Origin of the sequence: Corynebacterium kefirresidentii (assembly GCF_016599755.1) — a bacterium.
GTDB lineage: Bacteria > Actinomycetota > Actinomycetes > Mycobacteriales > Mycobacteriaceae > Corynebacterium > Corynebacterium kefirresidentii.
Window position 1 is genome coordinate 317,324 of record NZ_CP067012.1, and the last position, 17,593, is coordinate 334,916.

A 17,593-nucleotide genomic window follows, 5' to 3' on the forward strand; every position below is an offset into this window, starting at 1 on the left:
CATCTAACCGGTACATTGCGTTTAGACAATTTCTTGGACAGAACCTTGAATGCATGGCCGAGCATTCAACAAGTATTTCAATTATTTTAGAAGTACGCCTTCAAGAGCCATTTAACGTAGCTGTACAAATTCCTATCTGTAAGTCCAACAAGGACTTCAATCCGAGACGTATTACTGCGATGTGAATTCAAAGAAGGAGCTAATCTAGATGACTGGCACTATCACCAACGCCTCGAAAAATGACAATAACTCAACTTGTTTGGCGGAATTGCCAGGACCCAAGGTTTACCCGTTTGTCGGAACTGCATATTCGGTTGACCCTAATAACGTTGTACAATCCGCAACTAAGCTTGCTAAAGAACATGGGCGATTTTATCGACAGGTAATCCCTGGGACAGAGCCTTTCTATGTAGTGAGCTCCTTCGCACTGGTGGATGAACTATCGGATGAATCCCGATTCCATAAATTAGTCCACCCTGCTCTGCAAGTAGTGCGTAATTTTGCGGGGAATGGACTGTTTACTTCTGAATATGATGATCCGGAGTGGGGCAAAGCCCACCGTATTCTCATGCCGGCGTTCAACCCGTTAGCGTTGCGGAGTATGTATGGTCAAATGACGGACATTGCGGACCAGTTAATGCTTAAGTGGTCCAGAAATTCTTCAGGAGCGGCAGTTGACGTTGCTAATGATTTCACTCGTTTGACTCTCGATACGATCGCGCTATGCTCGTTCAGCTATCGGTTTAACTCGTTTTACACCGAAGGTTTCCACCCGTTTGTCAATGCAATGGCAAGAGGCCTACATCATGCAGGCCGAAAGGCTCACGCACTTGAAATTCAAAAAAAGCTTGACTTTATTGGTCAACACCGATTCCAGGGGGACATTAAAACCATGGAAAATACGGTGGATGAGTTGATTTCAGAGCGGCGTCGGAATCCCAGCGCTGAGGGTGATGAAGATGTTCTCGACGTGATGATGAATGCTGAAGATCCGTCGACTGGTGAAAAGCTAAGCGATGAGAACCTCCGTTATCAGCTCATTACTTTTCTGATTGCAGGCCACGAGACTACCTCAGGACTTCTAAGTTTTGTGGTGTATGAGTTAATCAAGAATCCGGAAGTCCTTCAGAAAGCTCGAAAATTAACAGACAAGGTTTTGAATGGTCGCTTTCCTAAGTATGAAGATCTTAAAAATCTGGGATACATAGACCAGATCTTACGTGAAGGCTTGCGACTATACCCGACGGCACCAGCATATGCTGTGACACCTTATGAAACCACCACAATCGGCGAAAATGGAGGAACGGCTGGCGACCCTGTAACTGTTAATCCAGGCGACACTCTTCTTGTCCTTTTGGGACACATGCATCGTGATCCGGCTGTGTGGGATAGTCCTGAGGAATTTAGACCGGAGAGGTTTGAATTTGAAAGTGCAAAGAAAATTCCGCACAACGCCTGGAAGCCGTTTGGCAACGGCGAGCGATCCTGCTTAGGCCGTGCATTCGCCATGCAGGAAGCGACAATGGTTCTTGCTTTAATTATCCAACACTTCGATCTTGAATTCGCTGATCCTTCATACGAACTTACCATGTTGGATGGACTCACTTCGAAACCGAAAGATCTATTGATCAACATCGCTCCGCGAGAAAAGTTCCCGTACCGGGGTCGAGGCGGGGAGTCTGAGACCGAAGCAGGTGGGTCGATTTCCGGCGAGGAAAGGCTTGACAAGGTTGCGGTTGCCGAGCCAAACGGTCATAAGCTGCGGCTATTCGTCGGATCCAATGCTGGGACTTCTCGGAATCATGCGAAAAAACTGGAAGCGTTCGCTAATTCGCAAGGTTTTGAAACGGAGGTGGCTGACCTCGATGATGCAGTTGATGACCTGCACTCTGGAGACGTAGTAATAATTGCTACCAGCTCTTATGAGGGATTGCCGCCGGAGAATGCGAAGTCTTTTTTCAAGTGGCTGACCACTGGGGACTGTCCTGACTTAGGTGAAGTAAGCTTTGCCGTAGTTGGTAGTGGTAATTCCGAATGGGCGGAAACGTTCCAACGCGTGCCGTCAGTCATCGATCAGGCTATGGAAGCGGCGGGGGCTAACCGGCTCGTCGATAGAGGAGCTGTAGATGTTCGCGGAGACTACCTCTCGGATTTCGCGGACTGGGAAAAGCAGCTTTGGCAGGCTATTGGAGATCATCTTTCGGTAGAAATTAACAGCCAAGACGAAGCGAATTCAGTTCAGATCCAGTACATGAGCGAAGGTCGAGCAGATGCCCTGTCGACCGATTCGGAGAGCGAGTTTTTTGAGGCCGAAGTTCAAAAAGTTGTCAGGCTTTCAACCGCCGCAGATGGACCGATCAATGATAAGTACCGGGTGGATATAGAGCTACCTCAAGAAGTTAATTATTCTACAGGTGACTATCTTGAAGTACTACCGCGAAATCCAGAAGTTTCAGTAAATCGCGTTTTGGATCGATTTAGGCTGTCAAGCGAAGCCCGCATAAAGCTGAACGGCAAATCTACGATTCTTCCAGTCGGCCAAGTGATGACTCTTACTGAACTACTTACTAACTACGTTGAGCTTGCAACTCCAGTTAGTAAACAGCACATCGGCATCCTACAACGCAACTGTGTGTGCCCCCCGGAAAAGAAGGAATTGGAAATGCTCCTTGAACCGGCCACTTATGCTCAGTTGTTGAAGAATAGGACCTCATTGATAGACCTCCTCGAGAAGTATTCATCAATTGATTTGAGCTTTGAAGAGTATTTGTCCCTCCTCGAGCCACTGAAGCCCCGCCGCTACTCTATTTCCTCCTCCTCGTTGGCATCTACGAATCGGGTGTCCCTTACCTTCTCTAGGCTAGAGTCTCCAGCTTGGTCTGGAAGTGGAGTTTTTTCCGGTGTTGCCTCCAACTATCTAGCTGGACTAAAACCAGGGGCAAAGGTTTGCGTTTCCGTTGTTGGTGGAAACCCCCACTTCCGCGCCGATGACGTGGACAAACCAGTGGTGATGATCGGTGCGGGTACAGGGATCGCACCTTTGAGGGCGTTCATCGAGGAACGCGCGATTCAATCACGGAATAGAACGCGTGCTGTGGAACCTGTACTACTCTTTTTCGGATGCCACGGACCAGATTCGGATTACTTGTATCGGGAAGAATTGGAAGTCTGGGAGAAAGACGGTCTAGTCGACGTTAGGACAGCGTTTTCTAGGCATCCAGAAATGAATTCTTCCCAAAATGAAGTGAAGTACGTCCAAGACAAAGTATACGAGAATCGTCACGAGGTAATGGACTATATTTCCAGGGGCGCGAGGGTCCTAGTTTGCGGAGATGCGACCAAGGTTGCGCCCTCGGTGCGTGAAGTCATGCGAACGATTGTTGGGGAACATCTCAACCTAGATGAAAGCGCTGCCGCCGCTGCAGTTGGAAAGATGGAACGAGAATCGTTTACCTATGTCACTGATGCATTTTCATAAAATTGCAACTAAGTAATTTAAGCCGTGAAAGGAAAACAATGTCAAAATACACACTGCAACCAAACACTCAGCATGGTGTTCCTAGGAAGGAAGTTGTTCGTCAGTTCCTTTACTTTCTTAACGTCATTCGGAAAAACAACATCTTTGAGTTCGGTTCGGCGCGGGAGGTAAGGTCCGACTTTGAGACTATTCGAAGGTTTGGGACGTTGGAAAGTGGCGCATTGGCGAATACCGCACGCCGTCACCCTGAACGTCTGGGCCTAGTTGATGATGACGGCGAGCTAACGTTTGGTGAGTGCTTCGAGCAAGTAACTCGACTAGCAACCGGACTTCTCAAAAACGGTGTGGAGGACGGAAGCAATGTAGCCGTCATGGCACTAAACGGGCGTGCTGCAATATTTCCGCTTTGCGCACGTCAGATGGCTGGCTACCATATTTTCATGATTAACGCCAACAGCTCTGGCCCCCAGATCGAGCGCGTGCTTGAGTTCCATGAAGTTAAAACCCTCATCGTGGACCAATGTTTCTACGAAAGGCTTACGGAGACTACTAAGAAGACGTGTCAGATCATTATTGGTCACGTGGAGGATAGCTCCTCCCTCCCTGAGGGTGTCCTTACTATGGAGGGAATCATAGAAGCCGGCAGTCCTAATTTGAGCCTCCTGCCCAAAAAGCCTACGAAGTCTCAGCATGTCGTGATGACCTCGGGTACCACAGGAATGCCGAAGGGAGTTGTACGCCGCCAGCTTAAGTCGCCTCAGGGTATTGGACCGATTTTGGACGCTATCCCATGGCGCCGAGATATGTCTGTCCTTCTTACAGGCGTACTATTTCACTTCTACGGCTGGGGTAATATGCTGTTGTGCTTATTTACCGGTTCGACGATAATTACTCAACGCAATTTCGATTCAGCGAAAGCACTTGAACAAGTGGAACGGTATGGTGTGGATGCGTGGATCAGCTCCGCCTCTCGGCTTCGCGGGATGATAGGTTATTTGGATAAGAACGGTATTGACCGCGTGCCTGGCCTTGAGTTTGTAACGTCCTCGGGTAGCCCCCTCACCCCTTACGAGGTGCAAAAAGTAAATCAAAAGTTCGGCCCCATTTTCCACAATTGCTACGGTTCCACTGAAACTTCTGGTCTTGCGATTTCGGCAGCCGAAGACTTGGCGGCAGACCCAACGTTGACTGGTACTATTCACCCAGGCTCAATGATTGAGATACGAAACGATGACGGTCAAGTGGTTCCCGACGGCGAAGTAGGGGAGATTTTCGCCGGTGCCTACGACATGTTTGCCGGATATACCGATCCATCAATTGATATTAAAACTCAAAATGGGCTACTGCGTATGGGTGATCGCGGCTATAAGAAGGGAAATAAGCTATACGTGGGCGGGCGTGCGGACGACCTAGTAATTACGCAGTATGGTGAGAAGATTTTCCCTTCTGAGCTAGAGGACTTACTGATCCGAGACAGTCGTGTCGCAGAGGTACATGTACACGGCGTTCAAGATCCTGACTTTGGCCAGGCTCTCCGTGCCTACATCATTCGGGAAGACGGCGTGAGTTCGGAGGAGCTTACAGAAGATGAAGTTCGCCGGCTAGTCCGCGAGGGCTTGTCCGACGCGCACACTCCTCGCGACGTGTTTTTCGTTACTGATCTTCCTCGCAACCCAATGGGTAAGGTTATACGCCCTGAGCTTCCTGGCAAGTCGACAGCCTAGAGAGTTCAATTCGTCTGTGTAGGATGAGATTTTTCTAAGCCTATTCTCCCCTCTGCTTGCCTTCTGATATGAACTGGTCCCCAAAAGTTGGGCTGGTTTAAGTCTAGGTGGTTAGACGTTCAAGGGCTTGATTCCGATAGTGCATCGGGGTCAGGCCCTTTAGTCGTTGTTGGATGGGTTCGGTTTTGTACCACTGGATGTAATCTTCGATAGCATGGGTGAGTTCCTCGACGTTGCTAAAATCTTCTCCGTGGTACATCTCGGTTTTTAGTGTCCGAAAAAGTTGACCATTACTGCGTTGTCGTCACAGTTGGCTTTACGCGACACTGACTGAACACCGCCGTTGTCGTGAATCAAAGTACGCCAGGTCGACTGCTGGTATTGGAAGCCTTGGTATAGGTGTGCATCACCCACCCAGGCTTCGGCGCAAAAGCCGCAATCGCTTTTGTCAATGAATTTGGCGATAAACTCTATCGACGGTGATGGCGACACGGTGTGAGCGACAATACAGCGGTCGAAGAGATCCATTACCGGTGACAAATACACTTTGCGGCCTGCAACCCTAAACTCGGCAACCTCACGCTTTGAAGGCCTTTCACAAGACATAGCTTGCCATGGAGCAAGACTCGACCAAACAAAACAAGGACTGGATCAACGCGAACACCAACATGTTGAGCTGCAGCCTAGTAACCATAACTCGGGCCGCCAATTCTCCCGCTGCGCCACTGACAACGAACTACGTGCGCGAATACAACTGCTCCCCACTAGAGTAGGTAATTGATTTCTCAGGCGAAGTAATGGGGAGCAGTACAATACGGAAAGGCTGGGGGCTTCAGTTGGGAATACTTCTGAATGCCCGGGTGGTGGAAAATTATATAGTGGGGTCACTCTACAACCAGCTAAAACTACGAGCAATCTAGCAAGTTGCTCAAATTTTTCGAGATGCCGCCAAGATTAACCAGAGCGACTAAACTACACTTCTTCAACATAACTGAGTGGGGACCGTTGCTTGACGAGGGATTCGGTGGATTTCTCTTTCGACTGCTATCCACTGGTTGTTAAATTGAACAATTCATTGCTTAAAGGGGTATTTTTGACCCCGTACTCATATCACTATATGAGAAAGCCTGGAATGCTTGGGGCTAAGCATCAATCAACGCCGATGCAAGCTGCTACTCTGAAAAGCCCTGAAATGCCCGCATCCCCAAACGTTCTATCTTCTTTGCTTTGTGACGAAGAAGGCTGCCGTTTTTTGAGAAGAACTCCCTTTTCATGTTTAGCTTAGCTACTTCTTTACGGGGTACGTCAAGTTTGGCGTGCTTGTCAATATCCAGGTCTCGCTAACTTGGCTGTCCATCGCTAGAGGAGGACCTCTGAGACCCGAGTTGGTTGATTGGTGTAGACTTCGTGAAGCTAGGCACCGTAAAATCCTTTCTCGCCTGGCTACACGAATGCCGCGGCCGCATTAACGCGTTTTGTAAACAGTCACCGCAACCAAAGGTCTCCGGCAGACGCATGAACGACCAGATAACCGCGCTCGGTGTTTACAATCTGAGGAAATCACGAGCCTCCGAACTACCTAAGGCTCGAATTGCTCGACTGTCTAGGCCAGTAGCCACTGAAATTTTCAACTGCTCCGCTCGGGCAGGAGGTTAGCGAACCTTGCGGGCGATTTCTTGTGCCATGTGTTGTTGGCCTAATGCGGTGGGATGAGCGATTAGATTGCCCTCGGGAAGCCCGTGGAAGTTGGAGTTTCGTTGATGCGGCGGTTTGCACCAACCTTCATCGTCATTTGGGGGGCTGATGTAAGTCGTGTGTGACTCCAAAGCTGCCTGTTTAAGCGTATAGTTCACCTTAGTGAGAAAGCTTTCAATGTATCGTCGATCGCTTAGGGAGAGAAAGCCACTTTCTGGGCACGTGTGCTCTGGGGTCGCGGCTGTGTAGTAACCTGTGAAGAATATTTGGGCTGCCGGTGCGCGTCTCTTTACATCGTTGGCTATATCGATCAGTCGCTGTTTAAGATTCCTGCCAGTGAAATCGGGGTTGTAGATACTTCCATCTGTTACAGGCTCGGCGAGGGGCGCGCACTCGGGTAGTCCGGGAATTTGAACGTGGGGTGCGCAACTAGCAAAAAGGGCGGCTAGGCCTGCGTCGTTTCCCCCGAGACTAATGGTGACTATTTTTGTGTCGGGGGTGAGATGTTGCTTCTGAGGACTTGGAGCGGTGAGAGGCAGAGCGTGATGTTGAGGGTTGTCATATTGGTAGGTAAACGCCCAAGCGCAGGTGGCATCGTCGAGCTGGAGGTTGAGGAGCTCAGCTAGTCGGTGGGGGTAGTTGTCTCGGTCCCTGACGCAGGCCGGGGTGCTCCCCGGAGCAGGCCGTGTGATTGTGCCCGTGGAGGCGTAGGAGTCCCCGAGTGCTACGTATTTGTCTCCTGGTCGGAGGGCTTGAGCGGAGGGTGCTAGGGCCGTGGTTGTAAGTATTGCGGTTAAAAGTGCGGCAGTGATTCTTTGGGCGTGCAAGAGTCTATCCAATGTACTAGGGAAGAAAAGCCTAGGCCTTTGATTGTTTACTCGGAACTGGCGGCATGGGGCTATTTTGCAATGTTTCGTCCAATGAAACGGCCGTATTCGTGTGTGCCGTGGGCATTGAGGTGGAAAGGCAGGTTTCCTGGTGCTGGTGGCATGATGTCGACGAGATTTACCCACCATCGGTCTGGGGAGCAGGCGTCGTGTCCTTGGGACATCGGCCATGCGTCGAGGAAGGTAGCGTTGTTTTGTTGCGTGACTTCACGGAGTGTGTTTTGGAGGCGCTGTTCGGTGCCAGCGGTATTACCGGCTGGGATGGGTAGTGGGTTTGATGACCCCAAGCCACTGTTGTAGCAGGACATGTTATTGAAAGATACATGTGGGTAGCCGACAACAGTGACTTTAGCATTTGGAGCATGGCGATGTGCTACGTTAATGGCGTTACGCAGACCGCTTCGGATTGCGCGTTCCGAAGCAGCAACATCAGACCCGTATGGGTATGTATCGTTGGCGCCTGCGACAATGACTACGTTTTTGGTCTGTGGGTTGAGATCGCCGCGTTGTGCGGCAGTTCGAAGCGTGTCTTCAATGTGTATACCGCCAGTTGCGAAAGAGGCGCCTGCGCATTGGTACTGATCCACGTGGGCGCCCCCAGAAGCGATGGCTATTTCATTGGCAATGGAGCCGTCGGTGACGCAGCCTACTCCGGTATTTGTCTTGACTTTGGCTTTATTTTGCAAGAAATCGGTGAGCGTTGGGTTTGCTACCACGCTGTCTCCGGTGAGGACAGTGTTGCCTGCTACTGCGGCTGTTGCAGTGATATTTCCGGCCATGAGAGCTGCGGCTGCGATGGAAGTTGCAACCATTTTAGTGTGGAGTCGCATTCTTAGGTTCTTCCTGGGATTGTCGTCTGGTTAACGCTTTTGAAGTTCGCTGGTGATGATTCTGGCCATTCCGTCGTGTCCGATATCTGTCGGGTGCATAGGCATGACGGAAGGTGCCGCTTGAGTTTTCAACGCTACAGTCCAACGCTGAGTGGCGTCAGGTTGGCAAGTGTCGTGGGTCTTGGCCTGGTCATAGACGTTGATGAAGTTGGCTCCTAAAGCTTGTGCTGCGCGTCCGATTTCACGGTTGAATTCGGCTTCCGCATTAGTAGCACCTGGGAAGGAGATAGGCACAACTCTGATGCCATCGTTAATCGCGCACAGCGTGTCATTTACAGTCATTGGCAGGTAGTTGACCATAGTGATCCGCGCTTTGGGGGCAACTCGGCGGATTTTGCCGAACTCTAAGCCAAGCAGCGCTCGATAGTTGGATCCTTTAGGAATGTTTGGGAGGGTGGAGTTGGCTAGGGCATCTATGTGAGTGTCTGGCTGAAGGCCCCCATACATGAAAACGACTTCTTTAGTGTTGAGTCCGATATTGCCGGTACGAATAGCGTCATTTACGTAGGCGTCGACCGAGTAGCTGGTCCCGTTACAGGAATAATCTGCGAGGGTGTAATGGAAGTTATCGGCGGTTTGATGCGCCCAGTTCCGTTTGTCATTAAAGCAGGGGTGGAATTGGATGTAGGGCTTGTAGGGGCTTGTAGATGCGCGGCTACCAGGTGCTCCGCCGTTGGCGGTAATAGAATCACCGAAGGTAACCATTTCCTGCCCTTGGCTTGCGTTGGCAGTTTGGGCGAGGGAGAAACTCGCGGTGAGGGCGATGAAGCCGGCAGCTATCCTGTTTTTTATATTTTTCATGGTCTTAGGGATCGGGAACAATAGGAGTGTGTGAGGTTTGCTCATCACCCCGACAAACGTAGTGCTTATACAGAGAATATCCAACTCTGAGGGGCAGTAATTCCTGTTATGGGGGGTGAAAATTGGTAGCCGTGTGAGCTTAGAGGCTCTTGAATCCGAGTCTGTGAAAGTATCATTTTTCCGTTTGTGACAAGTGCGAGTTTCCCGGCCTAAGTGTTTTGAAACAGTAACGCGTGAATAGGCGCTGATGCACCGGTGTATATTTAACTAGCAGAGGGAATAGGTAGGGAATAGGTGCAACGGGAGTGCGCGAACGCTATGAAATACTGCAACGTCGCGTATAGAAAACCGGTTTTCCGCTGACTTGCAACCGTCGTCCGAAACGATGGCCGTACGGCCACTGACAGCCAGTCAGAGGAGGGGGAATTAAAGAGCGGCTCAAACGCATCGCATTGGGGAGGAGATCGACAGGGAAGACTGTCCGAATGGTGCCTCCCCTCGAAAACGCGATTGTCTAACGACTTGATCCAGTTCGACATGTAGTAGAGTTTTGGAAAAGAAAACTGGTTAAAGTCGACAATCTTCTACGTCCATGCTGTACTAACCGATTGCTTCGCTTTTCATAAGATCTGAAAGAACCTATGGCCTAGCAATAGGCGCCCAACCTGTAGCACGCCAATCAAGAGGACGTTTTCCCTAAAACTAGATGATAAAAGATTGCGGGTGGGAGGCGCATGCCTAAACTAGTGCCGTGCTGCAGGAGCTTTCAATATCACTAGCATGTGGTAAGGTGCCGAGTGTTAAATGGGGGGTTAACCGCCCAAAACACTGCCTAGTGCGCTGAGATCCAGTTCGGAAGACTGAAAGTCGTTCAGTAGCTCGGAAGAGCCAGTCTCGTTGAGGAAATTCGAGGAACCCAAGTCGCCGAAAGAGGAACCGCCAACCTCAAGGTTAACCTCTTCTGGGTAAGTCGGAGACGACATTGGTGGAAGCTCCGGGAGGTTTACTTCCGGCAAAGATATGTTCGGGAGCTTAATTTCTGGGAAGTTTCCTCCAGAAATGTGAACTAGAAGGTCTTTAATGGGACCAGAAACGATTTCGTTGATTTGAAGCAGTACGGCCATAGCCATTCCTTCAATCGTGGGGATAGTACTGGGTGGTACGTTCACAGGTGTTACAAAAGGGTGCAACAGTTACGTCTCATATGTTTTTGCGTCAGTACAGGTTCCGAGAAGCTACGTGGGCTGCTTCTTAGTGGCATTCAAGCCGGACATAGGTGTTGGATCTGGATGGGGGGCATTGGCCTGTCGCTTGGCATCAAATAATCATTAAATAAACGATCCTTAAATTATTCGTTTACTGGGGTTTCGGGGAGTTGTAAATCCTGCGTAACTAGCCCAATCTAGAGCCGAGTTCGTCGCTCCATAAGCTTGCGTGGGTTGTGATCCGCGACTATACAGGGGCCCATGTTCGCTATTGAGAATCCAAGCACAGGCAAGAGTGAAGACAAGTTTGAACGCATCGATGATTCGCAGCGCGATGACATCCTAGACCGTTCCACCGCGGCCTACGATGCATGGCGTAGTACTCGCATCGAGGAGCGTGCCGCGGTTTTGTCCCGCGCTGCAGACCTTTATGAAGAGCGCATCGATGAGTTGGCAGACCACATCGGTCGTGAAATGGGCAAGCTGACCCGTTGGGCGAAGGCTGAAGTGCAGATTGTTGCCGATATCTATCGCTACTATGCCGAGCATGCGCACGAGCTGCTCGCAGATGAGTACCTGCCGGCTCAGAACGCGCACAAGACCGTGGTACGCAAGGAGCCGATTGGCCCATTGTTGGGCATTATGCCGTGGAACTTCCCGTACTACCAGGTAGCCCGCTTCGCAGCTCCTAACCTGCTGCTGGGTAACACCATCGTGCTCAAGCACGCTTCCATCTGTCCGCTGTCTTCCCAGGCATGTCAGGACATCTTGGAAGAAGCTGGTCTGCCGAAGGATGCGTATATTAACATTTATGCTTCCGGTTCCCAGATGGATGCTTTTGTAGCGGATAAGCGCATCAAGGGCGTTTCTTTGACCGGCTCCGAGGGTGCAGGCTCTGCCGTTGCTAAGACCGCTGGTGAAAATTACAAGAAGTCCGTGCTGGAGCTGGGTGGCAATGACCCATTCCTGGTTATCGATGATGAAAATCTGGAGTGGGTACTGGATCAGTTCAACCTGATTCGCATGTACAACACCGGCCAGGCCTGCAATGCACCGAAGCGCCTTATCGTTCTTGAGGACTTCTACGATCGCACCGTTGAGTACCTCGAAAAGAAGATCGGGGACATGAAGGTCGGCACTTATGATGACGAGAATGCCGACATTGGTCCGCTGTCTTCCATCGGCGCCCGCGATGAGATTGTGGAGCGCCTCGAAAAGGCTGCGGCCAACGGCGACGCCAAGATTCGCGTAGGCGGCAAGAAGATCGATCGCGAGGGCGCCTACATGGAGCCTGCCCTGCTTACCGACGTCGACCCATCCGCCGACGTAGGCTGCAACGAGATCTTCGGCCCAGTGGCGATTGTGTACAAGGCCAAGGACGTCGAAGAGGCCATCGAGATTGCCAATAACTCTGAGTACGGTCTGTCTAGCTCCGTGTGGGGCACTGACTTGGATGCTGCGTTTGAAGTAGCCAACCAGCTCAACGATGGCATGACGTTTGTTAACGAGGCGTCGGTAACCGCAGCAGGCCTGCCATTCGGCGGCGTGAATCGCTCCGGCTATGGCCGCGAGTTGGCGCGCTGGGGCGTAGGCGAGTTCGTCAACGAGCACCTGTACCGCGTGAGCGGACAGGATAATCCGGGTAATTCCCCGGCAATGTAGCGGCGTGTCTGTCTAGCGTAAGTCTCAAGTTCAACTTAAACTTGAGTACACGATAGACAGCTCACGCCGTAGGCATCGGTCCGGGGGAGGGGAACCCTCGGAAAGGTACCGCGGCAAATCTTCAAGGACGTTTACCTATGCGCAAAAGCACTTCCCCGAGCAAGGCTCGCAAGGGCCTTGCTGTGGCCGCAGTACCTACCGCCATCGCCGTGGGTTTGGCCCTGCTGCCAAACGCCACCGCACAATCTTCTGTAGGCGATCTCTCTTCCGCAATCGGCGGCGATTCCAGCCTGTCCGATCATTTCGCACCCAAGGATCCACCTGCCCGCACCCCGCTGAACACCGAGTACCCGGATGTTAAGGGTCTGCCGGAGGGCGTGAAGATCAACCGCGTAGAGTACCTAACCAACCGCCACTTGATGGTCTACATCAAGTCCGCGGCGATGCCGGATAAAGAGCAGAAGGTGCAAATCCAGCTCGCCCGTGACTGGTACTCCCACCCAGAAAAGAAGTTCCCAGAGGTATGGGCGCTGGATGGCCTGCGTGCTCGTGATGATGAGTCCGGCTGGACCATTGAAACCAATATTTTGAACCAGTACGCCGACCGCAACGTCAACCTGATCATGCCGGTAGGCGGCGAGTCTTCCTTCTACTCGGACTGGGAGCAAGCAGACCGCGGTAAGCACTATATGTGGGAGACCTTCCTGACCAAGGAATTGATCCCGATCCTGGACAATGAGTACCGCTCCAACCACAAGCGCGCGGTAACCGGCCTGTCCATGGGCGGTACTGCCGCGATGAACCTGGCTGAGCGCAACCCGCACCTGTTTAGCTTCGTGGGTTCTTTCTCCGGCTACCTCGATACCACTACGCGTGGCATGCCGGAAGCCATCATGGCTTCGCAGCGCGATGCCGGCGGTTATGATTCCCGCAAGATGTGGGGCCAGCCGGGCTCCCAAAACTGGATCGACCATGATCCAAAGCTGGGCATTGAAAACCTGAAGGACATGAAGGTATATGTCTCCGCAGGTTCGGGCAAGGATGACTTTGGCAACGCCAACTCCGTGGCTAAGGGCCAGGCAAACCTCGCTGGCATGGGCTTGGAGGTCATCTCCCGTATGTCCACCCAGACCTATGTTGATTATGCGAAGCGCGCCAAGATTGACCCTGTGGTTAAGTTCCGCCCATCCGGCGTGCACAGCTGGGAATACTGGCAGTTTGAGATGCAGCAGGCATGGCCATACATCGCGGATGCATTGCAGATGGACAAGGCCGACCGCGGTGCGGACTGTGAGGCAATCGGAGCCATCGCTAAGGAGACCAAGAGCGGCGTTATTGGCTCTTGCTTGAATAATGAGTACGACGTCGCCAAGAAGGGCAAGGCCCAGGACTTCGAGTCTGGCACCGCTTACTGGTCCCCAGACACCGGTGCGCATGCCCTCTTCGGCCGCATTGGTGCTCGCTACGCCGAAATCGGCGGACCAACCTCCTGGCTTGGCTTCCCGAAGACCGGCGAGTCCAAGACGCCAGATGGCAAGGGCCGCTTCGTGCACTTTGAGCACGGCTCCATCTACTGGTCCCCGGAGACTGGCGCTTGGGAGATTACCGGCGATATGTTCCAGGCTTGGGGCAAGAATGGCTACGAAAAGGGCGACCTGAAGTACCCGACCGGCTCGGTAAAGAAGGTCGGTGAGGGCTACATGCAGGAATTCCAGGACGGAATCCTTACCCGTAACCCGGATGGCTCCAACCAGGTAGTACACGGTGCTATCGGCGCCAAATACAAGGACATGGGCGGCGCGGAGTCTGCGCTCGGCTTCCCGACGTCCGGAGAGAACGCCGTCAATGGCGGCTTCTTCCAGACCTTTGAAAAGGGCAGCATCTACTGGTCCCCGAAGACTGGTGCGCACTACATTCTGAAGAGCAAGATTATGGACCGCTGGGGCCAGGCTGGCTGGGAGCAGGGCGAGTTCGGCTGGCCTACCTCTGACTACTCCGAGATTGCCGCTGGTGGCTTGAGCCAGGAATTCCAGCACGGCAAGATCAGCGAGGTTCTGGGCCAGGTTCGGACCGAGAAGAAGTAGTCATGCGCAAGCTAGTAGTAGTGGGCGCGGCGCTGTGCTTGACCCTTGCGGGGTGCGGTTCTGCCACGGTGGATAGCGAGCCTTCGCAAGAGACCGAGGTCGCGCCCCTCGAGCGGGAGTCGGAGGCCCCTACCTCTGCGGAAGAGACATCCTCTAAGTCGCAGGAAGACCGCGGTGCGCGTGAGATCTCTGAAATTCCCACCGCCGAGCTGCCGGAATCGGAAGCAAAGTACCTAGGCAGGCTAAAAAACGCCGGCGTCAACGTTGATGGCGTAGAAGATCAGCTCCTCGGCGCGGGCAAAGCAGCCTGTGATGAGAATGATGTCACCCTCTCTGCGGTCGCCGGCCAGCTTGTTGAGCAACAGCGCACCACGATGGGCTTTGAAGAGCTTTCTAAGCTGATTACGGATTCCGCACGTACAGGGATTTGCTAGGTTCACCTGGTACAACTAATCCATGAGAAAAACCATTACCGTTGTCGCAGTCCTCGTCGTTTTAGCTGTTATCGGCGTGGGCGCGTCGCGTTACCTCAATAGTGGAACGGATGACTCCCCAGCTCCGCATTCCACGGAGCAGGCTGCGCCACCGCCGCAGCAGCCCGAGTGGTGCCCGCGCGTGGAGTTCATTTCCGCCCCGGGTACGTGGGAATCTGCGGCTGACGACGATCCCCTTAATCCTTCTGCCAATCCGCGCTCGTTCATGCTGTCTATTACGAAGCCATTGCAGGAGGCCTACGGGGAGGACGTGAAGGTATGGACCCTTCCTTATACCGCGCAGTTTAAAAACATCAATGCACAGCATGAAATGAGCTACGACGATTCCCGCAATGAGGGAACCGCCAAGATGAATGATGAGCTGCGCAGTGTGCATGAGAGCTGCCCGGCAACCAAATTCATTGTGAGTGGCTTTTCTCAGGGGGCGGTCATTGCAGGTGACGTTGCCGATGAGATCGGTGGCGGCCAGGGTGCAGTGCCGGCGGAAAGCATTGCAGGTGTGGCCCTTATTGCAGATGGTCGCCGCCAAAATGGCGTTGGCCAAAACCCAGGCCGCAAGGTCGGCGGCGTGGGTGCGGAAATTGCCCTCCAGCCGGTATCCGGTTTAGTTCAGCCCATCGTTCCGGGTGCGTCCATGCGTGGTGCGCGCCCGAATGGGTTCGGTAGCTTGGCGGATCGGACCTTCCAGATTTGTGCGCCCAATGATTCAGTCTGTGATGCCCCGCCAAACGTGTCTAATGCGCTGGAGCGCGCGCAGGGTTTGATTGCCGCGAATGGCGTCCATGCGCAGTACGCCTCCAATAGTGGTGTCATTGATGGCACGACGGCTAACCAGTGGGTAGTGGGCTGGGCCCGACAGCTTATCGACGCCGCGTAACAGCAATTCCCCACCCTCCGATAGTTTTATTAAAGAAACCATTCACTTAAGGAGATTCCATGGATCTGAAAGCGCAGATGGGGCAATTCCTAGCGCCCGAGTTCAGTTTGGCCCAGCTGGCAGAAAGGCTCTACCAGGCGGAGACTGACCCAGACCGTGTGGTTATGCGCCAGTGGATCTACGGTGAGGAAGAAACCTGCCGGGAGCTTAGCCGCGCGCAGGTCAATAAACGCATCAAGGTGGTGGCGGCGCGACTGCAGCAGGTAGCAGATCCGGGCACCCGCGTTGCCATCTTGGCTGGTAATTCACCGGAATACGTCTTTGGCTTCTTGGGTGCACTGTACGCGGGTATGGTGCCGATTCCGCTTTATGACCCCAATGAACCGGGCCACGCGGACCACCTGGAGGCGGTATTCGGTGATTGCGAACCGCCTATCGTGGTGACGAATCGTGTTTCTGCCGCCGCTGTGCGTAAGTACTTCTCTGCCCAGCGTGAGCGCCCGCGGATTATTTCCCTCGACGCTCTTCCTGATTCCTTGGCTGGTTCTTGGACACCCGTGGAGGGAAGCGCGGAGGACACCGCTTTCCTGCAGTACACGTCTGGGTCCACTCGGACCCCGGCCGGCGTGGAGCTCACCAACCGAGCGATTATCACCAATGTTGCGCAGATCTTCCAAGCACTGCAATTGCAGATGCCGGCTCGCATCGTCTCCTGGCTGCCAATGCACCACGATATGGGCATCATTTTGGCCGTACTCGTTACCATTTTGGGCTTGGACTTCGAGATGATGACCCCACGCGATTTCATCCAACACCCAGACCGCTGGATCCGGCGTTTGACCGCCCGGGAGCAAGCTACGTACTCCGCTATCCCCAACTTTGCGCTGGAACTGGCCGCGCGCCATGCCAAGGACGCTGATTTCTCGCACGTAGCAGGCATCATTATCGGCTCCGAGCCAGTAACGGAGGCAGCCGTGGATTCCTTCTTGAATGCCTTCAGTGTGGATCGTTCCGTGCTGCGCCCGTCCTATGGTCTTGCAGAAGCGGCGCTTATTGTATCTACCCCGCAAACCGACAAGCGCCCAGTCATCTCCCACTTCAATCGTGCCGAACTGGCCGCGGGACGCGCCATCATCGAGGATAAGTCCGACGCGACTGTGGCCTATGCGTCCAATGGGCAGTGCGTGCCGCATCAGCACCTTGCCATCGTGGACCCGGAAACGCGCGCTGAGGTCAAGGACGGCGTAATCGGTGAAATCTGGGTGCATGGTCCCAATATGGCTACCGGCTACCTCAATCGGCCTGAGGAAACCGCCGTGACCTTCCGCAATACCTTGGGTGAGCGCCAGCAGGACGGCCTGCCAGAAGACGATTACTGGATGGCAACCGGTGACCTAGCCGCCATCGTGGATGGTGAGCTTTATATCACTGGCCGCCTGAAGGACCTCATCGTCATCGCTGGGCGCAATCACTATCCGCAGGATATTGAAAGCACCGTACAAGCAGCGTCCACGCAGGTGCGACCGGACTCCGTTGCCGCCTTCTCTGTGGAAGGCAAGGATTCTGAATCTCTCGTATTGTTGGTTGAGCGCGCCGATGATGCGCAGCCGGCCGGCGATGCAGAGGCGTCCGCAGTCATCCGCACCGCCGTCACCTCGCATCATGGAATTACGCCAGATGACATCGTGTGGAAGGCCCCAGGGGAAATCAACCGTACTTCTTCCGGCAAGATTGCGCGCCGTGTAGCTAAGAAGAACTATGTAGGGATCTGATTTATCGCTAACAAAGTGACAAAA

Annotated in this window: 12 protein-coding genes; 7 read left to right on the forward strand and 5 right to left on the reverse strand. The window is 53.1% G+C overall.

What is annotated here, in order from left to right; translation table 11 throughout:
* Window positions 1-208 precede the first annotated feature (208 nt).
* Window positions 209-3,478 carry a cytochrome P450 gene (locus I6I12_RS01805; protein ID WP_200288549.1) on the forward strand — a complete coding sequence of 1,090 codons (3,270 nt, stop codon included), beginning with the start codon at window positions 209-211 and terminating at the stop codon, window positions 3,476-3,478.
* Between the two features lie 38 nt (window positions 3,479-3,516).
* On the forward strand, window positions 3,517-5,202 hold the full coding sequence (locus I6I12_RS01810) for an AMP-binding protein (RefSeq protein WP_200288550.1): 1,686 nt from the start codon (window positions 3,517-3,519) through the stop codon (window positions 5,200-5,202).
* Window positions 5,203-5,305: 103 nt separating this feature from the next.
* On the opposite strand, the gene I6I12_RS11955 is transcribed toward I6I12_RS01810, so the two are convergent.
* The 5 genes from I6I12_RS11955 to I6I12_RS01835 form a co-directional block, all read right to left on the reverse strand.
* Window positions 5,306-5,461, reverse strand: coding sequence for an IS3 family transposase (locus tag I6I12_RS11955; protein ID WP_234288152.1), 156 nt, complete (start codon window positions 5,459-5,461; stop codon window positions 5,306-5,308).
* 1,393 nt (window positions 5,462-6,854) lie between these two features.
* On the reverse strand, window positions 6,855-7,913 hold the full coding sequence (locus tag I6I12_RS12125; RefSeq protein WP_367404176.1) for an SGNH/GDSL hydrolase family protein: 1,059 nt from the start codon (window positions 7,911-7,913) through the stop codon (window positions 6,855-6,857).
* Window positions 7,796-8,596: a GDSL-type esterase/lipase family protein gene (locus I6I12_RS01825; RefSeq protein WP_232212561.1), complete on the reverse strand. Its 801-nt coding sequence runs from the start codon at window positions 8,594-8,596 to the stop codon at window positions 7,796-7,798. The genes I6I12_RS12125 and I6I12_RS01825 overlap by 118 nt, the downstream gene beginning before the upstream one ends.
* A gap of 48 nt (window positions 8,597-8,644) precedes the next feature.
* Entirely contained in the window at window positions 8,645-9,475 is an 831-nt protein-coding gene (locus tag I6I12_RS01830; protein WP_200288551.1) for a GDSL-type esterase/lipase family protein, read from the reverse strand.
* 812 nt (window positions 9,476-10,287) lie between these two features.
* Window positions 10,288-10,599, reverse strand: a complete 312-nt coding sequence (locus tag I6I12_RS01835) for a hypothetical protein (RefSeq protein ID WP_023020065.1) — start codon at window positions 10,597-10,599, stop codon at window positions 10,288-10,290.
* A gap of 342 nt (window positions 10,600-10,941) precedes the next feature.
* Here I6I12_RS01835 and I6I12_RS01840 point away from each other — a divergent pair, with 342 nt between their 5' ends.
* The 5 genes from I6I12_RS01840 (at window position 10,942) to I6I12_RS01860 (ending at window position 17,569) form a co-directional block, all read left to right on the forward strand.
* The gene (locus I6I12_RS01840; protein ID WP_023020064.1) at window positions 10,942-12,342 is read left to right on the forward strand and encodes an NAD-dependent succinate-semialdehyde dehydrogenase; all 1,401 of its coding nucleotides are present in this window, start codon (window positions 10,942-10,944) and stop codon (window positions 12,340-12,342) included.
* Window positions 12,343-12,479: 137 nt separating this feature from the next.
* Complete coding sequence (locus I6I12_RS01845; protein ID WP_023027781.1) at window positions 12,480-14,426, forward strand: alpha/beta hydrolase-fold protein; 1,947 nt, start codon at window positions 12,480-12,482, stop codon at window positions 14,424-14,426.
* A 2-nt stretch (window positions 14,427-14,428) separates the two neighbouring features.
* Window positions 14,429-14,860: a hypothetical protein gene (locus I6I12_RS01850; RefSeq protein WP_023020062.1), complete on the forward strand. Its 432-nt coding sequence runs from the start codon at window positions 14,429-14,431 to the stop codon at window positions 14,858-14,860.
* 22 nt (window positions 14,861-14,882) lie between these two features.
* The gene (locus I6I12_RS01855; RefSeq protein ID WP_023020061.1) at window positions 14,883-15,797 is read left to right on the forward strand and encodes a cutinase family protein; all 915 of its coding nucleotides are present in this window, start codon (window positions 14,883-14,885) and stop codon (window positions 15,795-15,797) included.
* 59 nt (window positions 15,798-15,856) lie between these two features.
* The gene (locus I6I12_RS01860; RefSeq protein WP_023020060.1) at window positions 15,857-17,569 is read left to right on the forward strand and encodes an AMP-binding protein; all 1,713 of its coding nucleotides are present in this window, start codon (window positions 15,857-15,859) and stop codon (window positions 17,567-17,569) included.
* Window positions 17,570-17,593 lie beyond the last annotated feature (24 nt).

What these genes read in the sequence shown, in the direction of transcription:
- I6I12_RS01805 (WP_200288549.1), top strand. Translation starts at nt 209, where the DNA reads ATGACTGGCACTATCACCAACGCCTCGAAAAATGACAATAACTCAACT.
- I6I12_RS01810 (WP_200288550.1), top strand. Translation starts at nt 3,517, where the DNA reads ATGTCAAAATACACACTGCAACCAAACACTCAGCATGGTGTTCCTAGG.
- I6I12_RS11955 (WP_234288152.1), bottom strand. Translation starts at nt 5,461, where the DNA reads ATGTACCACGGAGAAGATTTTAGCAACGTCGAGGAACTCACCCATGCT.
- I6I12_RS12125 (WP_367404176.1), bottom strand. Translation starts at nt 7,913, where the DNA reads ATGGTGGGTAAATCTCGTCGACATCATGCCACCAGCACCAGGAAACCT.
- I6I12_RS01825 (WP_232212561.1), bottom strand. Translation starts at nt 8,596, where the DNA reads ATGGTTGCAACTTCCATCGCAGCCGCAGCTCTCATGGCCGGAAATATC.
- I6I12_RS01830 (WP_200288551.1), bottom strand. Translation starts at nt 9,475, where the DNA reads ATGAAAAATATAAAAAACAGGATAGCTGCCGGCTTCATCGCCCTCACC.
- I6I12_RS01835 (WP_023020065.1), bottom strand. Translation starts at nt 10,599, where the DNA reads ATGGCCGTACTGCTTCAAATCAACGAAATCGTTTCTGGTCCCATTAAA.
- I6I12_RS01840 (WP_023020064.1), top strand. Translation starts at nt 10,942, where the DNA reads ATGTTCGCTATTGAGAATCCAAGCACAGGCAAGAGTGAAGACAAGTTT.
- I6I12_RS01845 (WP_023027781.1), top strand. Translation starts at nt 12,480, where the DNA reads ATGCGCAAAAGCACTTCCCCGAGCAAGGCTCGCAAGGGCCTTGCTGTG.
- I6I12_RS01850 (WP_023020062.1), top strand. Translation starts at nt 14,429, where the DNA reads ATGCGCAAGCTAGTAGTAGTGGGCGCGGCGCTGTGCTTGACCCTTGCG.
- I6I12_RS01855 (WP_023020061.1), top strand. Translation starts at nt 14,883, where the DNA reads ATGAGAAAAACCATTACCGTTGTCGCAGTCCTCGTCGTTTTAGCTGTT.
- I6I12_RS01860 (WP_023020060.1), top strand. Translation starts at nt 15,857, where the DNA reads ATGGATCTGAAAGCGCAGATGGGGCAATTCCTAGCGCCCGAGTTCAGT.